The following is a 20,371-nucleotide window of genomic DNA, read 5'->3' on the forward strand; positions in this document are numbered from 1 at the left end:
ATTAGAATAGCAAATTGATATTGTCGATCTAATTGGTGGTCTATGTCACTATCCTCACGATCGAGAGACACCGAAAGGCATCTGCCTACTGCCAATCCGATCGACAGGGATATTTCAGATGCTCGCGCATAGACAGACAGCCGGCCTTCTTGCCGCCTCCGCCGCCACTACGATCCTCCCAAGCATCTGTGCGGCGGCGGCTCTGCGCAAGGCAGACGGTCTGCGTGTCGCCGCTTGCAGAGAGCCATCTCGACCACGCGAGTTGATTTTCGAATTCCGCAGCTAAAGGACCGTCTTCCAATGACCACCATCTCCCATACAGGCACATCCGAGCCCATCAATTTCCTCTGGTTCATTCCGACATCGGGCGACGGCACTTATCTCGGCTCCTCCGAGCTCAACCGTGCGCCCGAGATCGGCTATCTCACGCAGATCGCCCAAGCCGTCGACCGGCTCGGCTATTCCGGCGTGCTGCTGCCGACCGGGGTTGCTTGCGAAGAATCCTTCGTGACGGCAGCAGCCCTTGCCGCCAAGACCGAGAAGCTGCAGTTCCTGGTGGCGATCCGTCCCGGCACGGCATCGCCTGCCTATTACGCGCGTCTTGCGACGACGCTCGACCGGATCTCCAACGGCCGCCTGCTGCTCAACATCGTCGTCGGCGGTAGCCCTGCGGAGCTTGCCGGCGATGGCATCCATCTCGAGCATGACGAGCGCTACGCCCATGCGGAAGAGTTTTTCACCGTGTTCGAGGAACTGCTGGAAAAGGGAACGGCAAGCTTCGACGGCAAATACATCAAGGCGACCAATGCGCGCCTCGGCTTTCCCTCGGTGCAGAACCCGCGCCCGCCGCTCTATTTCGGCGGCTCGTCGGATGCCGGCATCGATTTCTCCGTCGGACGCGTCGACAAGTACCTGACCTGGGGCGAGCCGCCGGCACAGGTTGCCGAGAAAATTACCAAGGTGCGCAAGGCCGCAGGCGAGCGCGGCCGAGAGGTGAGCTTCGGCATTCGCCTGCACTTCATCGTGCGCGAAACCGATGATGAGGCATGGGAGGCTGCTGAGCGGCTGATCCGCCATCTCGACGACGATACGATCCGCGAGGCGCAGGAGCGCTTCGTTCACGAGTCCGATTCGGTTGGCCAGAAGCGCATGGCCGCCCTTCACGGCGGCCGGCGCGACAAGCTCGAAGTCTCGCCGAACCTCTGGGCCGGCGTCGGCCTGGTGCGCGCCGGTGCGGGCACGGCGCTGGTCGGCTCGCCGAAGACGGTGGCCGCGCGCCTTCGCGAGTATCAGGAGATCGGCATCGATACGGTGATCGGCTCCGGCTATCCGCATCTGGAAGAGGCCTATCGCGTCGCCGAACTGCTTTTCCCCGAACTCGGCATCACCCGCGAGCAGCAGCGTCTGGGCTTCAACAACGAGTTCGGCCGCAAGCAGGTCTTCGCAGGCGGCAGCCATGGCGGCAATCTGAAAGTCGTCTCCGGCTCCTGAGCTCGAACAGAGCGTGACACCGTCGCAAGTCGCTTACGGCTTGCGACACCCTGCTTTCGATAAGCGCGAGGACAAAGCATGTCGACTTTCGATACTCCGTTCGTACGGTCGGTCGCTTCCGAAAAGGCCGGGAAGGCGGGTCTGCGCCTGCCGCTGCCCGGCCTGGAGAAGCTGACGCCTTACCTGGTGCCGGTGGCGATCGTGGCGTTCTGGCAGCTTGCCTCCTCTGTCGGCTGGATCTCGTCGCGCATCATGCCGTCGCCAGCCGATGTCGGCCTCGCCTTCTGGTCGACGACGGTTTCCGGCCAGTTGCCGAATGACGTGCTGGTGAGCGCCGGCCGCGCCTTTGCCGGCCTTCTCGTCGGCGGCTCGATCGGCTTCCTGCTCGGCATTGCCAATGGCGTATCACGCATTTCCGAGCAATTGACCGATACGACGCTGCAGATGCTGCGCACCATTCCGCATCTGGCGATGATCCCGCTCGTCATCCTGTGGTTCGGGATCGGTGAGGAATCGAAGCTGTTTCTGACCTCGCTCGGGGTGCTCTTCCCGGTTTATCTCAACACCTATCACGGGGTGCGCAATGTCGATCGCGATCTGATCGAGATGGGCAAGGTCTATGGCATGGGCAACTGGACGCTTTTCCGCAAGGTGATCTTTCCAGGTGCGCTGCCGTCGATCTTCGTCGGTCTCAGATATGCGCTCGGCATCATGTGGCTGACGCTGATCGTATCGGAATCGATTGCCGCATCCTCGGGCATCGGCCATATGGCCAACAATGCCCGCGAATTCATGATGACTGACGTCGTCGTGCTCGCCCTCGTCATTTATGCCGTGCTCGGCAAGCTTGCCGATGTCATCGCCCGGGTTCTGGAGAGGCGGTTGCTCGCCTGGAACCCGGTCTATCAGAAATAGGAGAGATGCCATGACATCGATCGCGCATGAGCGTTTTCACGCCGTCGCCGAAGAGCCAGCTTATGCGCGTGAAAACGCGCCCGCGGTGGGCCGCAGTGCGCCTGCGGCGATCAGCCTGACGGGGCTTGAAAAGAGTTTTGGGGCCAACCGCGTGCTGCGCGGCATCAACCTGCATATTCCGGCCGGCCAGTTCGTCGCCGTAATCGGCAAGAGCGGTTGCGGCAAGAGCACGCTGCTGCGCATCCTGATGGGCCTCGACGAGCCGAGTGCCGGCGAGCTGCATTTCGAGGATGCCGACGGGGCGCAGGCGAGCCCGAACGCGCGCATCGTCTTTCAAGAGCCGCGGCTGCTGCCCTGGCTCAGTGTCGCAGACAATGTCGTCGTCGGGCTCGGCGACGGCATCGACAGTCGGGCGGCGGCAAAGGCGGCCGATGCTGTGCTTGCCGAAGTCCAGCTTAGCGAAAAGACCAGAGAATGGCCGGCGCGGCTTTCCGGCGGGCAGCGGCAGCGCGTGGCGCTTGCGCGGGCGCTGGTCAGCCGGCCCGGCGTGCTGGCACTCGACGAACCGCTCGGCGCACTCGATGCTCTGACGCGGATCAGCATGCAGGAACTCATCAACCGTGTCTGGCGCGAACTCGGCTTCACCGCAGTGCTCGTCACCCATGATGTCAGCGAGGCGGTGCATCTCGCCGACCGAGTCATCGTGCTCGACGAGGGGCGGATCGCACTCGATCTTCCCATTCCCTATCCGCGTCCGCGCCGGCACGGGCATCCTGGCCTCGCCGAGCTGGAAGGCCGGCTGCTTGCCGCGATTCTCGGCACCGACGGCGGCCATTGATCCCAAGGCTGTTCGCGACGCTACATGACCTCGGCATAGGCGAGGCGTGTCCGCGCGAGCATGCATGTCTAATGGCGAATATGTATAGCCGCTTGGGTATGTGAATTCACCCACCTCTGTCACGCGCGCTGCCACGAACACCAAATTCAGCAATACTACTTTCCTCAAGTTGTTTTATGTCCAGCTTGACTCATTCATACCTCCACGGCTATACGTAAATCCATAGCCAACGAGGTATGGATTGTAGATGTCAGACACCCAGGATGTGCTCTTCAGAACGCTCGCCGATCCGACCCGGAGGGCTCTTTTCGAAAGGCTGTGCCGCGAAGGAGAGAAGACGGTCGGGGCTCTGACGGCTCGGGCCGGGGTCTCGCAACCGGTCGTCTCGAAACATCTCGGAATCCTCAAGCAGGCCGGATTGGTGCGCGACCGCCATGAAGGTCGCCAGACCCACTATCGCGCCCAGCTCGGTGCGCTGGCGCCGCTTATCGACTGGACAAGTGAGATGGCGGGCTTTTGGCAAAATCGGTTCGACCAGCTGGAAGATCTATTGAAAAGGATGGACCAATGACCGAAATTTCAAACGAAACCCGTTCCGTCATCGTCGAACGAGAGATCCCTTTTCCGCCGGAAAAGATCTGGCGCGCGCTCACGCAGCCGCATCTGATTGCGGACTGGCTAATGAAGAACGACTTCGTGCCGGTCGTGGATCACCGTTTCAAGCTGAGCGCGGATTGGGGCTCGGTCGACTGCCAGGTCCTGGAAGTCGAGCCGAACAAAACTCTGTCTTACACCTGGGCTGCCTATGATCTCGAAAGTGTCGTCACCTGGACTCTCACACCCAAGGGCGCGGGCACGCAGTTGCGCATGGAGCAGTCGGGCTTCCGGCCGGATCAGCGGCAGGCTTACGGGGGCGCCAAAAGCGGTTGGCAGCAGTTCTTCGCAAAGCTGGAGCAGGTGCTGACGCGCATCGAGTGAGACCGCTGCCAAAACGGATCACGCCATCCGCTTCGCTCGTTTTCGCAGGAGGTTCCCTTGAATTGGAATAACTGGCTTCGGCAGATCCACCGTTGGCTGTCCATTGCCTTTACGCTGGCCGTCATAATTAATATCATCGCGATGGTGCAGGAGAAATCGTCGGTCTGGGTGGGCCTCATGGCGCTGCTGCCGCTGACCTTGCTGCTGCTCACCGGTCTCTACCTGTTCGCGCTGCCATATGCCACAAAGTGGCGCGGCGCGGGACGCAGGGGAGGGTAGGAGTGAAGGCAATGTCCGGGAAGACACTCAAGACTGCGGCAAAGGTCACGAAGAAGACAGCCGCCAAGCCTGATACCGCGGAGCCGACCCTTCTCTCGGGCGGCAACCCTCAGATCGCCAAGGGTTACGGCGACGCTCCCGTGCAAGCCTACATCGCCGCCATGACCGGCTGGAAAAGCGACGTCGGGCATCGCCTCGACGCGCTCATCACCCGCACGGTGCCCGGGGTGTACAAGGCCGTGAAATGGAACTCGCCGCTCTATGGCATGGAAGGGCAGGGCTGGTTTCTCGGTGTCCATTGCTTCGCAAAATACATCAAGGTTGCTTTCTTCCGCGGCACGTCGCTCAGTCCCGTTCCGCCCGGCGAGTCCAAACAAAAGGAAGTGCGTTACTTCCACATTCATGAGGAAGACCGACTCGACGAGGCCCAGCTCGCCGCCTGGGTGGAACAGGCAAGCCAATTGCCCGGCGAACGAATGTGAGCGGACGCGTAGATTTAAGCGTTAGAGCGTCCTTTGTGCGTCCGAAAAGACGCACTGCGCGCTTAGGCCATCAGCATTTAAGGGATGAAGGGGAGATATCGATGAAGAAAGCCACGGCAACCCCGAAGAAGAGCGGCTCCAGCGAAGAGAAAGACGGAGACTCTCCTTCTCGTTTGATCGATGCGAGAATCGAGGAGTTGAGCGATTGGCGCGGCGAGATGCTCGCTCGGGTCCGAACTCTCATCAGGCAGGCCGAGCCCGACGTGGTCGAGGAATGGAAGTGGAGAGGCGTTCCGGTGTGGGAGCACGCCGGGATCATCTGCACCGGCGAGACTTACAAGAGCGTGGTGAAACTGACCTTCGCCAAGGGGGCCTCGCTGGAGGACCCTTCAAGCCTCTTCAACTCCAGCCTTGACGGCAATACCAGGCGCGCCATCGATTTCCATGAGGGCGATGAGGTTGACGAGGAGGCGTTGAAGGCGCTCATTCGTGGTGCTGTCACACTTAACACTTCAAAGCGGGCCGCGGCTCGTCCTGCCGGCTCGCGGAAGAAACCAAGCAGCGCTTGAGGCTTGGCTTATTTCGCCTGAAACGCATCGCGTCAAACCTGATTCATGCGAGGCGATTTGGTTTTGCGTGACATGCGATCAGTGGATGGGGCTTTCCTCGCGTTCGAGGAAGAGTTCCAGATTGTCGAGGCCGATCTCGGTGCCCTGAAGGCGGGCGCCGTTATCGGCGTAGCCGTCGAGGAAGACCACCTGTTCGGTGAAGACCATTTTGGTGCCGCCGGGTTCGGCTTCGAAGGCGACGGTGGCGAGCGAGGCAGAGATGCGGCTTTCCCCGAGCTTCATCTCATAGGCATAGATGATGCGGGTATTGAGCACGATGTCGATGTAATGGGCATCATAGGCGTGCAGAAGGCCGTCGGTATCGGCGACGTAGTTCCTTTCCGCGCCACCGGGGCGGAAATCGAGCCCGTAGTCCAGCGGCACCCACTCGCCGTGGCAGGCGAACCATTGGCGCTTGGCTTCCGGCGCCGACCAGGCGCGGAAGGCGCGGGCGACCGGCGCCTTCAGGTGACGCTCGATGACGAGAGTGGCGTGTTCGGCGGATCGTGTCGTCATTCGGGAAGGGTCTCCGTTTCATTGGCGAGAAAGTGATCCAGCCTGTCGAAGGTAGTCGTCCAGCGGATCTTCCGCTGCTCCACCCAGCGCTCGACGGCGGCAAGCGCATCCTGCTGCAGGCGGTAGGTTCGCACCCGGCCGGATTTTTGGGAGAGCACGAGGCCGCTCTCCTCCAGCACCTGCAGATGTTTCATGACCGTCGGCAGGGCAACCGCGAGCGGCGCGGCCAGCTCGGTGACGGAGGCCGGGCCGCGGCCGAGACGATCGATCATGCCGCGGCGGCTGCGATCGGAAAGTGCATGGAACATGCGGTCGAGATCCGCCTGGCCGTCCATCATTCCGTCGCATCCCGGAAGCGAGCCGGCAACCGCTCTTTGTAGGGATAGAATTTGAAGTAGGGGCGGGCCTCTTCCAGCACCCTTGCAAAGGACGGGCGCGCCAGCAGCCGGTCGTAATAGGCGCGAAGACTCGGCTGTTCCGCTGAAAACGGGATCAGTGTCTCGGCATAGAAGAGGGCAGGGGCGGCGGCGCAATCGGCCATGGTGAAGTCGTCGCCTGATATCCATTGCTTGTCGGCGAGCTGCTTTTCGATCATCGCATAGGCGGTCGCGAGTGTCGCATTGGCGGCGGCTACCTCGATCTCATCCGCCGTGTCGTCGGGGCGCCGGCGATTGCTGACGATGGTCTGCATCGGCGCCTGGACATAGTGGTCGAAAAAGCGGTCCCAGAGGCGAACCTGCAGCGCCCGGTCGATCTCCAGCGGCAGCAGGCGAACGGGGCCGGGATAATATTGCTCGAGATATTCGATGATGATCGATGTCTCGGGAATGGTGCTGTCGCGCGCCTCGTCCCGCAACAGCGGCATCTTGCCGATCGGCCAGAAGCGAAAGAGATCGGCGCGCGAGCTTTCGTCGGAAAGATCGACGATGCGATTCTCGAAGGGAGTGCCGTTTTCATAAAGCGCGATCAGCACTTTATGACAGAAGGATGCGAGCGGATGCCCATGGAGCACGAGCGACATGCGGCGACCTTTCCTATCGTTGCGGTAAACTTTACCGATCGACTAACTATCAGGTCATAACACATTACGCAATAGATACTTCGCCAACCGTGCAAGTATTCCGGCAGCTGATCTATCAAGTGTTGGCGTCAGCCATTATACCGGGAGATCACCAAATGGCCTGGTGTCGGCTGGCCTTCTTCCATGCGCACGTTGATATCCGATATCTCGACGAGTTCGAAACCGGTGGCCGTCAGGCGTTCTCTGACATAGGCGTCGGCATGAGCGAAGCGCTGGTGCGGGCCGACCATATAGGCGCGGCCGGCGAGAATTTCCTGAGGCAGGGTTTCCGAGGAGAAGATGAACAATCCGCCCGGCATCAGGTTCTCGGCGGCGCCGAAGAACAGCGGTTCAAGCGCGCCGAGATAGGGCAGCACGTCGGTGGCGGCGATGATGTCGAAGGCTTCCTCGTCGTTGTCGTCGAGGAAATCCTCGACCTCGGCGACGAAGAGCGTCTCGTAGAGATCCTTCTCATGGGCGATCTCGACCATCTTCTCCGATATGTCGATGCCGGTCATGTCAGCGCAGAGGTCGCGCAGCGCGCCGCCGGTGAGGCCCGTGCCGCAGCCGAGATCGAGCAACCGCTTGAACGGTCCGAGCTTTAAAGCCTGCAGGCGTTGGCGCACCAGCATCGGCACGTGATAGCCGAGTTGCTCGACGAGCACGTCCTCGAAAACCTCGGCATGCTGGTCGAACAAGGTCTCGACATAGGCGTCGGGCGCCTTGACCGGCGTTTCGCCGCGGCCCATCGCGGCGATGCGTACGGCCGCACCGCCGTGATCGTCGGGATCGAGTGCCAGGACCTCCTCATAGGCTGCAACGGCCGCATCGACATCTCCGGCCTTTTCCAGCTCCAGCGCGCGGTTGTAGGCCTCGCCAAGGGCATCTTCGTCGATCTTCTTTGCCATCACAGTCCATCGTCCTTTTGTTTCAGGCATGCGTCTAAGACGGCTTTCGATGTTTTGCAATGGCGCGATTGCGGGCGCAGAATGGCCGAAAAGAAGACCCAGGGAGGAAAGACCATGAAAACGGAGCCAGAAAGGACATTATCGGCGAGGGAAGGAGAGGCCGGCCGGGCACTACTGCTACCTACGACACCAAACGAGGTCACCAACACGCTCAGCCATTATTACCGCGGCGAACTCGGGCGGATGACGAGTTGGCGCGACCGCATCGACCGGACCTCCAACTGGGCGATCACCGTGGTCGCAGCATTCCTCTCGGTGTCGCTGTCGACGCCGACCTCGCATCACGGGGTGCTGTTGTTCGGGATGATGCTGGTGACGCTGCTTCTGATGATCGAGGCGCGGCGCTACCGCTTCTTCGATATCTATCGCGCGCGCATTCGCCAGATCGAGCGCTGCTATTTCGCACAGATTCTGGCGCCCGACGCCAATGCCGGCAGCGAATGGGCGGTGGTGGTCGCCCGCAGCCTGCGCAAGCCGCGCTTTCTGCTCAGCTATCAAGAGGCGATGCACCGCCGGCTCAAACGCAATTATGGCTGGATGTATTTCATCCTGTTGCTCGCTTGGTGCCTGAAGATCTCGACGCCGAAACTGCAGACGGAGGGGATGCCGGCGCTGCAGGCGCAGTCGTGGGCCTATGTCATCGACAATGCCGTGCTCGGGCCGGTTCCCGGCCTTGCGGTCATTGCAGTCGTCATCGCCTTCTATGTCGGCATGCTCGGTTTCGCCCTGCGCCCGGATCGCGACGAAGGCGAATTCGGCCATGGCGAAGCACATGTCTGATCTGGTGAGCATGATGTTCTGCGAAAAGCCGTTCACACTTTTCGGCATCATGCTGCAGAGCCGATCAGTGCAGGATGAACTCGCCCTTCAGTGCCCGCCACTCGGTTGCCGAGATCAGCTGGCGGTGGATGTAGCGCACCGAATGCAGCGGCCCGTCGAGCTTCTCTTCCCAGAATTTCAGGAAGCCGCGCATTTCGGGAAAATCAGGGGCGAGGTCGTAATCCTGCCAGACATAGGTCTGTAGGATCACCGGGTGGTCCGGCAGGCGGTAGAGGATCTGGGCGGTCGTCAGACCATAGCCCTTCAGTTGTTTTTCCATGTCCTTATGCATCGTATTCCGCTTCTTCTTGTTCCCACTCGCGCGCTTATTAGCGCTGCATGATATGGAAACATGCGAGTGGTTAACGGAAGCTTTACAGATACTTCGTAAAAGGGCAATTTATTTTTAATATCAATGGTTTGGCAGCATCGTCCCGAGAGTGCTGCCAAAGGCTCAGCGCTTGAGATGCCGGGTCAGGCGGCGCTCGAACCAGGCCCAGAGATGGCGCAAGGCCTCGACGATGGTGAGGTAGAAGATCGCCGCCCAGAGATAGGTCTGGTAGTCGAAAGTGCGGGAGAAGGCGTAGCGGGTTTCACCCATCAGGTCGAGCACGGTGATGATGGCGACGACCGCCGAGCCCTTGATCAGCAGGATGATCTCGTTGCCATAAGGCCGAAGTGCGACGATGAGAGCCTGCGGCATGATGATCTTGCGGAAGGCGATGAACTTGTGGATGCCAAGTGCTGCGGCCGCCTCGTGCTGGCCATGCGGCACACTTTCGACGGCGCCGCGCAGGATTTCCGCCTGGTAGGCCGCGGTATTGATGGTCATGGCAAAGAGGCCGCAATACCAGGCATCGCGGAAGAACCACCAGATGCCGACGGCCTCAAGCTGCGGCCGGAATATGCCGAGGCCGTAATAGACCAGGAACAGCTGGGCAAGCAGCGGCGTGCCGCGGAAGAAATAGATGTAGCCGTAGGCCAGCGCATTCAGCACCCGGTTCCTTGACATGCGCGCCATGGCAAGCGGCAGGGACAGGATGGCGCCGCAGATAACGGAAATGAAGACGAGGCTCAGCGTTATCCAGAGGCCATGGAGATAACGCGGCCCGTAGCGGGTGAATTTTTCCGGATCCCAGCCATTGATGACGGAGATCACCAGGAGCACCCCAAGCAGAGCCCAGAGAGCGACGAGGATATAGCCGGCCATGCGCGCCGGCGTCATCGGCTTCATCACCTTGCGGGGGGCGGGCTGCGGCGGAATCAGCGTTTCGGCGTAACTCATCGGCGGACCTCCGAACGCTTGGCCCAACGCTCGACATAGACGAGCAGAAAGGAGGAGAGGATGGCGAGCACCAGATAGAGGCAACAGGCCAGACCATAAAAGAAGAAGGGTTCCTTGGTCACGCGCACGGCGACACTCGTCTGGCGCAGGATATCGGCAAGGCTGATGATCGAGACATAGGAGGTATCCTTCAGCAGCACCATCCAGAGGTTCGTCAGGCCCGGCAGCGCGATGCGTACGAGTTGCGGCAGGATGATCAGGCGCAGCGTGCGGCCGCGATGCAGCCCAAGCGCGTCTCCCGCCTCATATTGTCCTTTGGGAATGGCGTGGAAGGCCGAGAGCAGCACTTCCGAACAGTAGGCGGAGAAGACGACCGAAAGCGCGATGACGCCGGCGAGGAAGGCGTTGATCTCGATCGGCGGTCCGTCATAACCGACGAAGGTCAGCAGAGACTGGATCAGCATCTGCATGCCGTAATAGATGATGAAGAGCGTCAAAAGCTCCGGCAGGCCGCGGAAGATCGTGGTGTAGATACCAGCCGCCAGCCGCAGCGGCTTTTCCTCCGACTGCTGGCCGAGCGCCACCAGGAAGCCGATGGCGAGGCCGATCGGTAGGGTGACGATCGCCACCGAAATGGTGACCTGCAGGCCAAGCGCAATCTCGTCGCCCCAGCCGGTATCGCCACAGGCAAGGATCGTCGACTGACCTAACCACGTGAAGATGCCAACGGGTCCGCACAGCGGATCGAATATGTGCACAATCCAGCTCCAGAAGGAGCTCAGCGCGGAAAATAATCCGCCCATGCGAGAATTCCCCTCACGGCTTTTGCCGTTTTAATCTTGCAATCCTTGTCAAACAAAAATGGCGGAAGAGCAAGCCTTCCGCCATTACCTTCGTCGGCCAGATAACGAATTTCTTATTGGCCGTAAACGTCGAAGTCGAAGTACTTGTCCTGGATCTTCTTGTATTCACCGCTGGCGCGGATCGCGGCGATCGCCGTGTTCAGCTTTTCCCTGAGCGGATCGCCCTGGCGGATAGCAATGCCTGCGCCGTTGCCATTGATTTCCTTGTCGACCGGCAGGGTCGTCAGGATCTTGCAGCAAGCGCCGGCGTCGGACTTTACCCATTCGGAGAGAACGACGACGTCGTCGATGACGGCGTCAACACGGCCGCTGGCAACGTCGAGCTTGTATTCGTCAGCGGTCGGATAGAGCTTGAGCTCGGTGTCGGCGAGATGCTTCTCGGCATAGTTGGCGTGTGTCGTGGAGGTCTGCGCGCCGATCACCTTGCCCTTGAGGCCGGCGACGTCCGATATCGTCGAATCCTTCGGCACGGCAATGGCCGGCGGGGTGTTGTAGTACTTGTTTGAGAAGTCGACGAGCTTCAGACGCTCCGGCGTGATCGACATGGAGGAGACGATCATGTCGAACTTCTTGGCGTTGAGCGCCGGGATGATGCCATCCCAGTCGGTGCTGACGAAGGTGCATTCAGCCTTCATCTCGGCGCAGAGCGCCTTGGTGATGTCGATGTCGAAGCCTTGGATGGTGCCGCTGGCATCGACGAATTCGAAGGGCGGATAGGTCGAATCGGTGCCGATCACATATTTCTCGCCATCGGCCATGGCCGATCCGGCAAAAAGGGACATCGCCGCGATCGAGGCTGCCGCGAAAATACGGGTAGAATTAAGCATGAGGATCCTCTCTGTTGGTGGCCGTCGCTCCTTATTTCTGTTGGGCTGACGGCCGCAGTTCAACGGTGCTGAGACCGCCTTGCGGCGATAATCAGACTTTTTTTCATGGAATTGCAACACAAATCCCATCGCAATTGTGCGGTGCAAATAGCAGGCGAGATGAACGCCGGCAGACTGCAACATTCACGCGAGGTTAATCCCCAACTTCTTAGAACCGGAACAAATCGGCGGCTCGGCAATTGCCATTCCGCCGTTTCGCCTCAATGCGAGGCTAGGGGCGGAACCAGGGCCTGGCGGCCTCAAGAAGCTCAAACAGGATCGAGGAAACCCGATGGGCATGAAATCAAGATTGTTCGCAAGCGCGGCTTTTCCGTTGCTTTCTTTTTCGCTGGCTTTGCAGCCGGCAGCGGCGATGGCGGCCGTGCGCGACGTCGCGACGCAGGCTTCGCCCGTGCGGCAGGCCGAGCAGGGCAGCTTCCAGGTGGCGCAGGATGCGCCTTCCGAAGAGGAGTTGCTGAAGAAGAAGCGCAAGCAGAAGGAGGAAGCCCCGGCCGAACAGGCGCCCGCCGCCGAGAAGCCGGCGCAGCAGGAAGCGCCCGCGGAAAAGCCGAAGGCTGAGCGCAAGGAAGCTCCGGCACCTGAACCCAAGGCAGAGCCTGAGGCGCCCAAGGCCGAAGCAGCGCCGAAAGAAGAGCCTGCTCAGCAGCCGGAAAGCAAGCCCGCGCGGAAAGCCAAATCGGAAGCGCAGCCCGAGGCAAAGCCCGAGGCCGAGCAGCCGGTAACCCAGGAAAAGCCGAAAAAGCCGAAGAAGACGGAGGCGCAGCAGGCCGAACCCGAACAGCAGCCGGCAGCAAAGGAAGCTCAGCCGGAAGCGGAGCAAGCACAGCCCGAAGCCAAGCCGGAAGGTGGCAAACGGGATAAAGGACAGGACAAGGCCCAGGGCAGGGATAAAGGCAAGGGTAAGGCCGAGAAAGAAGCTCAGCCTGCCGCTCCCGAAGCCGTGACACCGACTGCAGAAACGGCCAAGCCCGAAGCCACGCCTGAGGCAAAACCCGCAGCCGAGGCGCCGGCCGAGAAAAAGCCGACAAAGGGTGAGACTGCAGCACCAGCAGACAAAGCACCCACAGACAAAGCAACTGAAGGCAAGGCAACCGAAGGCAAGGCGACGGAGGACAAGGCGGCGGCACCGGAAGCCGCACCCGTCGAAAAGCCCAAGGACGGCACGGCGGCAAAGCCCGCCGGTGAGCAGCCCGCCGGCGCACAGCCGGCCGTGCCCGCAACTGACACTGCCCAGCCGCTGCCGGATGCCAGCGGCGGCCAGCAGGTTGAGCAGGCTATTCCGGCGCCGGAAAAGGCTTCGCCCGAGGAACTGGAGCGCCGCAAGAAGATCGCCGCAGATCCGGCCAAGAGCAGCGAGACCGTCGTGCTGCCGGTGGAGAACGGCGCGGCCGTGCTCGACAGCGACAAGGATGCCGACCGCAGCAAGGGCCGGGAAGGCCGCCGCGACCGCGACAGGCAGCGCGCCGACAGCCAGGAGGTGAAGGTGCCGACCTCCGATGCCGATGCACAGGCCGCCACCGGCGGCAAGGCGCCGGCGCCAGTCAAACTCGAGGCGGTGACGCGCGAGAAGGGCAGGAAGCTCGATGAGCGGCCACGATTCGTCCGTCCCGACGGCGCGCGCTTCGACGACCGCGGCGACGACAGCCGTGTGATCATCCAATACGACAACAGGACGATCGTGCGCGGCGACGATGACAGGCGCTTCCTGCGCGACGGCGAACGACCGAGCTACGAAGAGCTCTCCGGCGACCGCTACCGCGAGACGATCACGCGGCCGGAAGGCTATCGCATCGTGACGATCCGCAACCGCTACGGCGACATCATCCAGCGCTCGCGCGTCGATGCCCGCGGACGCGAGAACGTGCTCTATTATTCGCAGGATCTCTATGACGATCCGGACCGCGACTATTTCGAGGATCCGGGCGCCGACCTGCCGCCGATGCGGCTGCGTGTGCCGCTCAGCGACTACATCATCGACACCCGCAGCGACCCGAACCGGGACTATTACGAGTTCCTGAGCGAGCCGCCCGTCGAGCCGGTCGAGCGCGTCTATTCGCTGGATGAGGTGAAGTATTCGGCCCGTATCCGCGACAAGGTGCGTCGCATCGATCTCGACACGATCACCTTCGCGACCGGCAGCGCCGATATCCCGATGACCCAGGCGCGCACGTTGCGCAAGGTCGCCGACGCGATCAGCCAGGTGCTCGAGAAAGATCCGAGCGAAACCTTCCTGATCGAGGGTCATACTGATGCTGTCGGCTCAGACCAGAGCAACCTGATCCTCTCCGACCAGCGGGCGGAATCGGTCGCCAACGTGCTCTCCGACGTCTACGGCATCGCGCCGGAGAACCTCGCGACGCAGGGCTATGGTGAGAACTACCTGAAGGTCAACACGTCGGCCCCTGAGCAGGAAAACCGCCGCGTCACTATCCGCCGCGTCACGGCACTGGTCCGCCCGGTCGCTGCCAACAAGTGATGATGTGGATGCCCCTCTCCATTCTTGGGGAGGGGCATTCCGTTCTTTCTTCTGCTTTCCAAGCGGCTTGATGGATGGTTGAGACGTGCGGCTTCTTCCCCCCACCGGGGCGGTGCCGGCAGGAGAGCGGATTGTCGTCGATCATCGGAGGCATTGCGACGCCTTTAGCGCCTATGCGGGGCTGCCGACGCCACGTATCTTTGAATTCATACGGCGCAAATCGCGATGGCCGCATGCCCTTTTGGTGGATTGCCGGATAAGCTCACTGTGCTTTCTTAGCCGACCGTATCTCCGGTACTTTTAAGGAAAAAGTGCATTTTTTGGGTATCAATTGGAACGCTAATCCTGTCATCCGGGCCAACGCGCGATGACGCGTGGATCTGGGCAGTAAAGGCCGCTGACCCGACCTTGCCAATCGCCAGTGTGTATGGACCGAGAGGCTCGATATCGGCGACATGAAGGCTCACAGTTGGAACGTTGGGATCCCCAACCATAGTATGTTCCGGTCGGATTCCGAGAACCACTGACTGTTCCACTGCCGCCGAAAGGCTCTCGGCTCTTTGTGTAGGAACCGGAATGTCGACCCCACCTTCGGCTTGGAAGGCAATTTCACCGGAGTTTTGCACAAGTCGCCCCTCGATGAAATTCATGCTTGGCGAACCGATGAAGGCAGCGACAAAGAGGTTCTTCGGGGATTCATAAAGGGTGATCGGGTCAGCGGCCTGCTCGATCCGCCCTTGATTCATAACCACGACCCGATCTGCCATCGTCATCGCCTCTACCTGATCGTGTGTAACGTACACGATCGTGGTTTTGAGCCTGCGGTGTAAGAGCTTGATTTCTGTCCGCATTTCAATGCGCAATTTAGCGTCGAGGTTGGACAGTGGTTCGTCGAACAGGAACACATCCGGCTGGCGAACGATCGCTCGGCCAATCGCCACACGTTGGCGTTGGCCACCTGAGAGCGCGTTCGGCTTGCGTTTCAAATAGGCACCGAGATTGAGAATGCGCGCCGCATTTGCAACGGCGGCATCGATGTCCTGCTTCGGAGTTCCGCGCACCTTCATGCCGTAGCCGATGTTTTCGGCGACTGTCATATGCGGATAGAGCGCGTAATTCTGAAACACCATCGAGCAATTGCGCAGACCCGGGCGCAGCGCAGTAACGTCCCGCTCGCCGATACGGATTTCCCCTGACGTCGTCTGTTCCAGCCCCGCGATCATCCGCAGGGTGGTTGTCTTCCCGCAGCCGGAAGGCCCGACAAGAACCACGAATTCCTTGTCGGCAATTGCCAAATCGAGCGGAGGAATGACCTCAACGCTACCAAAGGATTTGGTGACCTGATCCAAACGCACCTGGGACATGCTGTAACCTTTTCATGAGAATTCCATCGCCTGGCCCCAGCGCATCGGCCCGAAAATCGGAATCGATTTTCGGAAAGCACGATGCGAGAAAGAGTTAGAGCGTCCTTCGTCCGAAAGGACGCACGGCGCTCTAAGCGGCGATGGTTTGCTTCTTCTTTCAACGATGTCTGATCTCATCCCGGCACCGCCGGGATGAGATGTTGAGGATGGGCTTACTTCGCAGGCAGGCCCATCGACGAACGATAGGCTGCCAGTTGCTTGTCGCGGCCGAACTCGTCCGTCAGCTTGTTCCATCCGGCAGCCACGGTATCCAGCGCCTGCTGCGGCGTCACCTCTCCAGCCAATGCCTTGGAAAGCTCGATTTCGAGAATTTCCGTATAGGAGAAATAGCCCGGCAGGCGCATGTCGAGCGCCGTGTTCTTGGCGGTCACCGCGTCCTTCTGGCTTCCAAGATATTCCTTGGCCTCACGCTCGGAAAAGATCTTCGACCACAACGCCGTATTTGTCGTGTGCGAAAGACGGTAAGGATTGACGCCTGTGCCGCCGGTGATGGCCGCCTGACCAGAAACCGCCGGGCTAGTCAGGAACTGGATATAGTTCCAGGCCGCCTCCTGGTTCTTGGAGGACGACGGAACAGCCGCCTGCCAACCGCCGAAGGCCATGAAGGAAGTCTGGACGACCTCGGGCTGCTTGTCCCACTTTTTGGTCTTGTAGTTCCAGATCTCGTCGGAGCCCGGCAGCGATGCCGAACCGACATTGCCGGCAACCTTCGACTGCTTCGGGTCGGCGGCGATGACGCCGGTATCGCCCCAGCCGATCGATTCCGCGACCTGGCCACCGGCAAAGGCCGCGTTCACTTCGCCGAACGAGAAGTTGAGAGCGTTCGGCGGTGCGAGCTTGGAGGCGCGGATATATTCCTCAAGGCCGCGCACCCAGCCCGGATTGTTGACCTGTGCATCCATCGTATCCGGATCGAAGAACATGCCGCCGGGATTGTCGGGATGGCTGGTGTATCCCGCTACGTGACTGAACAGGAACCAGAATTGCTGGCCACCACGGCGGAAGGCTTCCGCCGTGCCCCAGAGGCCCTTGTCGGGCTGCTGGAAGAATTCGGCGATGTCGAGATAGTGCTTCCATGTCTTCGGCGGGGCCAGATCGTAGCCATACTTCGCCTTGAAGGCGCTCTGGTTTTCCGCGTTTTCAAACAGATCAATGCGGTAGGTATAGGTATGGGCATCACCGTCCATGGTCTGCGACAGGACCTTGCCGTTCCAGACCATCAGTTGCTCGCGGTAAACCGGCGCGATGTCCTCCCAGTCGGCACCTGATTGCATATTCTTCGGCATTTCTGAGAGAAAGTCGGTGAAGTCCGGTGCCCAGGCCGGCGCAAAGGCGACCACGTCGAACGTGTCTTCGCCCGAAGTCAACGAGGTTACGATTTTCGGATAGAGTTCCGACCACGGAAATTCGACGACATTCACCTTGCCGCAGGTCTTTTCTTCCCAGCCCTTGGCCGCGAGTTGCAGTGCAGAGGCGATATAGGGCCCAGTCTGCGTCGTGGCCGTGAGTGTGACACCGGTGTAGTCCGGTTCGCACGCGAGCGCCGGTGCGGTGCCCGCCGCCGCAAACAGTACCGCGGCCGTTGAACTCAGTAGCAATCTTCCCATGTTTTCCTCCCCGGAATTGAACAATGACTAGGCTTGTCGAACGGTCACTTTATTGCTCCTAAAAGCAGGCCAGACCGCATCAGCCTGCTCAAAATGCCCGCCATGACGACCATGGGTATGATCGCGACCAGGGCGGCTGCCGATATCGACCACCACTCGTCGCCGCGCTGGCTGTTTTGCCCTGCGACGAGAATGGGAAGGGTCTGCCATTTGGAACTGGTCAGGAAGAGTGCGAACAGGAACTCGTTCCAGACGAAGGCGAGCGTGATCATGAATGTCGCGATCAGGCCCGGCTTGGACATGGGCAGGACGATACCGAAGAAAATTCTCCACGACGGCACATTGTCGACCATCGCCGCCTCTTCGACTTCAACCGGCAGTGCCGCAAAGAAATCGCGCATCAGCCAGATCACGATCGGCAGCGAGAAGGCGACATAGGCGAAGGTGAGCCCTGTATAGGTGTCCACCAGCTTGAACCCCAACTTGCCCATTTCCGTGTACATCAGGAACAAGGCAAAGGCGGCGACGATCGGCGGAAACATGCGCTGGCTCACAAACCAGAAGACGATATCATCATTGCCGAGGAGCGGCCCTGGAAGCTTCATTCGGCTGGAGCCGATGGCGAGCGCAAGCGCTGCAACAAAGGCAAAGATCAGCGAAATAGCCTGCCCGTAGCCCAGCACATGACGGCCGAGAAGATATCCGCCGAAGGCAACAACGACGAAAATCACCCCGGACAGCAGCTTGACCTCGAAGGTGAAGCGCACCAGCGCATAGGCTGCCATCGATCCGATGAAGGTGGCCAGCACCGATGCGGAAAGCCCGATGATCGTCGAGGCGATGAAGGTGTTGTAGAACTGGCCGCGCGCGCCCGACAGAAGCTCGCTCCAGGCTGTCAGCGTCGGGTCGAAGTCGACAAATGGAATATAGGTTGGCCCGCCGACGACGCCGAGCGGCGACTTGAACGAGGTGATCGCCACCCAGTAAAGCGGAAAGAAGGTGAAGGCCAGCCAGAGCAGGCAGCCTGCGAGCGCCCACCAGCGGCCGGATCCTTTGAGGTCACGCACGCTCATTTGTGCTTCTCCAGATAAGGCTTCAGGATGGCGAGATAGACGAGCCCGATCACGGTAATGACGATCAGAAACAGGAAGGACAGGGCGGAGGTGTAGCCGAGGTTGAACTTCTTGAAGCCCTCCTGATACGCGAACAAGGTGAGCGTTTCGGTCGAAATGCCGGGCCCTCCGCCTGTCATGACGAACACCGTGTCGATGATCTTGTAGCTCTCGATGAGGCGGATGAAGACCACCGCCACCGAAATTGGCAGCATCATCGGGAAAGTGATCCCCCAGAACTGCTGCCAGGGGCTGGCATTTTCAAGCGCGGCAGCCTCGTAGACGTCCTCCGGTAGGGTTTGCAAGCCGGCAAGAAGCATGAGGATGACGAAGGGTGTCCACTGCCACACTTCGACGGAAATGATGGCGCCGATAGCCCATCTGGTCTGCGTCAGAAACGGCAGGTTGGGAAAACCGAAGACGGTCATCAGCTCATTGAGCGGGCCCATCGTGGGATTGAGGATCTGGCGGGCAATCAGTGCAACGGCAACGGGCGCCACCAGCATCGGCACCAGGAAGCTGACCCGGAACAAGCCTTCGCCGGGCACACGACGGCTGAGCGCCAGCGCCACGGAAAAACCGATGACATATTGCAGCGTCACCGCGACAGAGGCGATGATCGTCGTCGTCCAGGTGACACTCCAGAAGCGCGGATTCTGAAGCAGTTCCGTATAGTTGCCGAAGCCGACGAAACGCGCGGGGATCGGCGGCACGAGCCGCAGGCTCATGAAGCTGGTGGTCAGCGAATAGATCAGCGGGAAGATCGAAATCACCAGCACGATCAGCAACGCCGGCCAGATGAAGAAGTGTTTGACTGGATCGTTGCGGGTCATGCTGCGTCTCCCTTCTGGAGAAGCGCCTCGATTTCCTCGATCTTCGGCATTGCAGGCGCGGTACCCCGCCGCGTCACCGCAATACCGGCGGTCGCGCAGCCGAAACGCACGGCCTCGACCGGACTAGCGCCCCGCGAGAGCGCTGCCGAGAAGCCACCGACAAATGCGTCGCCGGCGCCGGTGGTATCGATGACTGCTCCCGACGAGACCGCCGGAACATGAACCGATTGCCCGGCCGTATGATAGAGCACACCGCGACCACCCAGGGTGATCAGCGCGGCTTTCACGCCCTTGGCAAGAAAGGCGTCGCCAGCCCGTCTGGCGTCGTCGAGCGTGTCGAGCGGAAAACCGACGATGGCCGCCGCCTCGGTTTCGTTTGGCACGATATAGTCGCAGAGCGGATAGATCGTGTCTGGAAACGGCTCGGCCGGCGCGGGATTGAAAACAGTGGTAACGCCGGCCGCATGGGCGATTTCGAGGGCGCGTTGCGCCGCTTCAGCCGGTTGTTCGAGCTGGGTCACGAAAACAGCCGATTGTTCGATGGTTTCGCGTGCCGCTTCGACATCACCAACGCCGATGGTGCCTGCGGCACCTGGATAGACGATAATCGCATTGTCGCCGTTACCGTCATTCACGTAGATGAAGGCAGCGCCGGTCGGCATATCGTCCATCTGTACAACCTTCGGCGTCACGCCTGCTTCCGCATAGGTCTTCAGCGCCATGTCGCCGAACGTGTCGCGGCCGATCTTCGAGATGAAGGAGACCGTTCCACCGGCGCGGGCAGCAGCGACAGCCTGGTTGGATCCCTTGCCGCCCGGGCCTACTGCAAAACCGGTCCCGGTGATGGTCTCGCCAACGTTTGGCATGCGCTTGGCCAGATAGGCCGTGTCGGCGACGAAAATCCCGAGGATCGAAACACCCACCTTCATT

At 60.6% G+C, this 20,371-nt stretch carries 23 protein-coding genes; 10 read left to right on the forward strand and 13 right to left on the reverse strand.

All coding sequences use genetic code 11. From position 1 onward, the window contains the following. Positions 1-300 precede the first annotated feature (300 nt). The 8 genes from ssuD (at position 301) to HX899_RS22170 (ending at position 5,552) form a co-directional block, all read left to right on the forward strand. Entirely contained in the window at positions 301-1,491 is a 1,191-nt protein-coding gene (gene ssuD, locus HX899_RS22135; protein WP_168349466.1) for an FMNH2-dependent alkanesulfonate monooxygenase, read from the forward strand. Positions 1,492-1,569: 78 nt separating this feature from the next. Continuing rightward, entirely contained in the window at positions 1,570-2,406 is an 837-nt protein-coding gene (gene ssuC / locus HX899_RS22140; RefSeq protein WP_138391000.1) for an aliphatic sulfonate ABC transporter permease SsuC, read from the forward strand. Positions 2,407-2,416: 10 nt separating this feature from the next. Continuing rightward, positions 2,417-3,244 (forward strand): ATP-binding cassette domain-containing protein, encoded by an 828-nt coding sequence (locus HX899_RS22145; RefSeq protein WP_181293402.1) that lies wholly within the window; start codon positions 2,417-2,419, stop codon positions 3,242-3,244. A gap of 247 nt (positions 3,245-3,491) precedes the next feature. Further along, positions 3,492-3,815 carry a helix-turn-helix transcriptional regulator gene (locus tag HX899_RS22150; RefSeq protein ID WP_181293403.1) on the forward strand — a complete coding sequence of 108 codons (324 nt, stop codon included), beginning with the start codon at positions 3,492-3,494 and terminating at the stop codon, positions 3,813-3,815. Next, positions 3,812-4,222: an SRPBCC domain-containing protein gene (locus HX899_RS22155; protein ID WP_003540362.1), complete on the forward strand. Its 411-nt coding sequence runs from the start codon at positions 3,812-3,814 to the stop codon at positions 4,220-4,222. Before HX899_RS22150 ends, HX899_RS22155 begins: the two co-directional genes overlap by 4 nt. A gap of 57 nt (positions 4,223-4,279) precedes the next feature. Beyond that, positions 4,280-4,501, forward strand: coding sequence for a hypothetical protein (locus tag HX899_RS22160; RefSeq protein WP_138329191.1), 222 nt, complete (start codon positions 4,280-4,282; stop codon positions 4,499-4,501). A gap of 11 nt (positions 4,502-4,512) precedes the next feature. Then, positions 4,513-4,983 (forward strand): DUF1801 domain-containing protein, encoded by a 471-nt coding sequence (locus HX899_RS22165; RefSeq protein WP_181293404.1) that lies wholly within the window; start codon positions 4,513-4,515, stop codon positions 4,981-4,983. Positions 4,984-5,084: 101 nt separating this feature from the next. Further along, on the forward strand, positions 5,085-5,552 hold the full coding sequence (locus HX899_RS22170) for a DUF1801 domain-containing protein (RefSeq protein WP_181293405.1): 468 nt from the start codon (positions 5,085-5,087) through the stop codon (positions 5,550-5,552). Between the two features lie 78 nt (positions 5,553-5,630). Here HX899_RS22170 and HX899_RS22175 read toward each other — a convergent pair whose 3' ends face one another. From HX899_RS22175 to HX899_RS22190, 4 genes are all read right to left on the reverse strand, one after another. Further along, a complete protein-coding gene (locus tag HX899_RS22175; protein ID WP_181293406.1) occupies positions 5,631-6,107 on the reverse strand; it encodes an SRPBCC family protein in 477 nt (158 codons plus the stop codon). After that, a complete protein-coding gene (locus HX899_RS22180) occupies positions 6,104-6,445 on the reverse strand; it encodes a helix-turn-helix transcriptional regulator (RefSeq protein WP_138329195.1) in 342 nt (113 codons plus the stop codon). Before HX899_RS22180 ends, HX899_RS22175 begins: the two co-directional genes overlap by 4 nt. Beyond that, positions 6,442-7,128, reverse strand: coding sequence for a glutathione S-transferase family protein (locus tag HX899_RS22185; RefSeq protein WP_181293407.1), 687 nt, complete (start codon positions 7,126-7,128; stop codon positions 6,442-6,444). The genes HX899_RS22180 and HX899_RS22185 overlap by 4 nt, the downstream gene beginning before the upstream one ends. A gap of 128 nt (positions 7,129-7,256) precedes the next feature. After that, on the reverse strand, positions 7,257-8,075 hold the full coding sequence (locus tag HX899_RS22190) for a class I SAM-dependent methyltransferase (protein ID WP_171598672.1): 819 nt from the start codon (positions 8,073-8,075) through the stop codon (positions 7,257-7,259). Between the two features lie 114 nt (positions 8,076-8,189). Between HX899_RS22190 and HX899_RS22195 the strand changes: the two genes are divergently transcribed. Next, a complete protein-coding gene (locus tag HX899_RS22195) occupies positions 8,190-8,915 on the forward strand; it encodes a DUF2270 domain-containing protein (protein WP_181293408.1) in 726 nt (241 codons plus the stop codon). A 64-nt stretch (positions 8,916-8,979) separates the two neighbouring features. On the opposite strand, the gene HX899_RS22200 is transcribed toward HX899_RS22195, so the two are convergent. The 4 genes from HX899_RS22200 to HX899_RS22215 form a co-directional block, all read right to left on the reverse strand. Continuing rightward, positions 8,980-9,246: an usg protein gene (locus tag HX899_RS22200; RefSeq protein WP_062942183.1), complete on the reverse strand. Its 267-nt coding sequence runs from the start codon at positions 9,244-9,246 to the stop codon at positions 8,980-8,982. Positions 9,247-9,408: 162 nt separating this feature from the next. Continuing rightward, positions 9,409-10,239 carry an ABC transporter permease gene (locus HX899_RS22205; RefSeq protein ID WP_138329199.1) on the reverse strand — a complete coding sequence of 277 codons (831 nt, stop codon included), beginning with the start codon at positions 10,237-10,239 and terminating at the stop codon, positions 9,409-9,411. Then, positions 10,236-11,042: an ABC transporter permease gene (locus HX899_RS22210; protein ID WP_138329200.1), complete on the reverse strand. Its 807-nt coding sequence runs from the start codon at positions 11,040-11,042 to the stop codon at positions 10,236-10,238. The genes HX899_RS22205 and HX899_RS22210 overlap by 4 nt, the downstream gene beginning before the upstream one ends. A 113-nt stretch (positions 11,043-11,155) precedes the next feature. Next, entirely contained in the window at positions 11,156-11,929 is a 774-nt protein-coding gene (locus HX899_RS22215; protein ID WP_003560025.1) for a transporter substrate-binding domain-containing protein, read from the reverse strand. Between the two features lie 331 nt (positions 11,930-12,260). Between HX899_RS22215 and HX899_RS22220 the strand changes: the two genes are divergently transcribed. Then, positions 12,261-14,465, forward strand: a complete 2,205-nt coding sequence (locus HX899_RS22220; RefSeq protein ID WP_138329201.1) for an OmpA family protein — start codon at positions 12,261-12,263, stop codon at positions 14,463-14,465. A gap of 275 nt (positions 14,466-14,740) precedes the next feature. On the opposite strand, the gene HX899_RS22225 is transcribed toward HX899_RS22220, so the two are convergent. The 5 genes from HX899_RS22225 to rbsK all read right to left on the reverse strand — a co-directional run bounded on the left by HX899_RS22225 (position 14,741) and on the right by rbsK (position 20,370). After that, complete coding sequence (locus HX899_RS22225) at positions 14,741-15,829, reverse strand: ABC transporter ATP-binding protein (protein ID WP_171598673.1); 1,089 nt, start codon at positions 15,827-15,829, stop codon at positions 14,741-14,743. Positions 15,830-16,041: 212 nt separating this feature from the next. Continuing rightward, entirely contained in the window at positions 16,042-17,496 is a 1,455-nt protein-coding gene (locus tag HX899_RS22230; RefSeq protein WP_181293409.1) for an extracellular solute-binding protein, read from the reverse strand. Positions 17,497-17,540: 44 nt separating this feature from the next. After that, positions 17,541-18,569 carry a carbohydrate ABC transporter permease gene (locus tag HX899_RS22235; RefSeq protein ID WP_112846370.1) on the reverse strand — a complete coding sequence of 343 codons (1,029 nt, stop codon included), beginning with the start codon at positions 18,567-18,569 and terminating at the stop codon, positions 17,541-17,543. Then, a complete protein-coding gene (locus HX899_RS22240; RefSeq protein ID WP_138329205.1) occupies positions 18,566-19,441 on the reverse strand; it encodes a carbohydrate ABC transporter permease in 876 nt (291 codons plus the stop codon). Before HX899_RS22240 ends, HX899_RS22235 begins: the two co-directional genes overlap by 4 nt. Continuing rightward, positions 19,438-20,370 (reverse strand): ribokinase, encoded by a 933-nt coding sequence (rbsK, locus tag HX899_RS22245; RefSeq protein WP_138329206.1) that lies wholly within the window; start codon positions 20,368-20,370, stop codon positions 19,438-19,440. The genes HX899_RS22240 and rbsK overlap by 4 nt, the downstream gene beginning before the upstream one ends. Position 20,371 lies beyond the last annotated feature (1 nt).

Source organism: Rhizobium sp. WYCCWR 11146, from assembly GCF_013591995.1.
GTDB lineage: Bacteria > Pseudomonadota > Alphaproteobacteria > Rhizobiales > Rhizobiaceae > Rhizobium > Rhizobium indicum.